This is a genomic window from Rhizobacter sp. P3_B12 (genome assembly GCF_056402895.1).
This window is the reverse complement of sequence record NZ_JBFUGN010001363.1, coordinates 1-1,279: the sequence shown is the minus strand read 5'-3', so window position 1 is coordinate 1,279 and position 1,279 is coordinate 1. Positions and strand designations below refer to the sequence as shown.

Here is a 1,279-nt window from a genome sequence, read left to right as displayed (position 1 = left end):
AGACGAGTGCGGTTCAGCGCTTGAGTGTGCTTGTCGAAGAGAAGCTCCTCGTTGGCAGATTCAGCTGGGATCGGCAGGGGCGGGCAATCGGTGCCATCCATGTCGAACCGGGATGCGACCCTGTCGAGTTGGCCGGGATCGCACGGGCACTCGAAGCTGGGGGCCAGCGCGAGTGCGCGTTTCAACTGCGAGCGGYAGCGGTGACCAGTGCAACCTCAGCCGACGATGGCTTCATCGAGAACCTGCTCGAGTTCTGCCGCCTGGAGAGAACGGCAGGCTGGGGAATGAGCCCTGAATCGCGGAAAGCCCTGCTGGTGAACTGCCGGGCCCTGCGTGCCATGTTGTCGCGCGAGCGATTCAAGGACGACCTGCGCTACGTTGGCTCCCTTGACCCTGTCGATGGTCCGGAGTCCGACCGGGCAGCCCCCGTTGGCGAGCCGTTCGACACCCTCAGCAGCATCATCGTGTCGCTGGAGCAGCTTTGGCCCTCGTTCGATCCGATGTCGATCCATGACGGTGTCGGCGAGCGCATGCAGCAGATCGAGCCGGACAGTCCTCCCAGGTCGGCTCGCCGCCGGACGTTCTCGCAGAGCGGGGACTTCGATCTGCGCAAGCTGACGGGGCGCGTCAATGGGGGGCGAGCATGGTCCGGGTGGACCGGCTGGTTGCGCGATTCTTCGCTCGAAAAAACCTTCACCAGCCTGCTCGAGAGCGGTCTCGTCACTTTCGTCCCTGCCTCGGAGGGCGAGGCCGAGTTGGAGATCCGCAGTTTCACGTTGCAAGCCGGCTGCGACGGCAGCATGGTGGCGGACGTGGCGGCGGGGCTCGCGAAGACGGGACCGCCGACGGTGGCCTTGCTGCTCTGGGCCGCGTGGGCGATGAACGAAACCCACGCCGGCAGCGAATTCTTTTCAGCCATCGAATCCTTGCTTGCGCTGAAGGCGAGGATCGAGACGCCGCCACCTTCCTTGTGGGAGGTTCTGGGCCAACTCTGCGTGCATGTCTGTGCACTCTCGGAATTGAATCGAACCAGACAACCTGAACGCCTGCGTTCCACGATCGCGCAGCTTCAGGGATTCACGCTTTTCGTCGACGAGAGTGCATTCAGCGAGGCCTCGCAGGAGCGAAGGCGGTACGTCGAAGCGCGGATCCTGTCGAACACCCGCCATGAAGAGTCTGCGACGCCGAGGATTTCGATCGTGGATCCTGAGAGTCATGGACAAGAACGTACGCGCGCACTCGAACTGCTGCGCCTCTGGGGCCTGCCACCGCTGTGGAT

The 1,279-nt window shown here is 63.6% G+C and carries 1 protein-coding gene; it reads left to right on the top strand.

Annotation, left to right across the window (positions count from 1 at the left end; translation table 11 throughout):
* Window positions 1–200: 200 nt before the first annotated feature.
* The coding region (locus AC1D01_RS35255; protein ID WP_477874248.1) for a hypothetical protein at window positions 201–1,279 on the top strand (1,079 nt) is incomplete at its 3' end.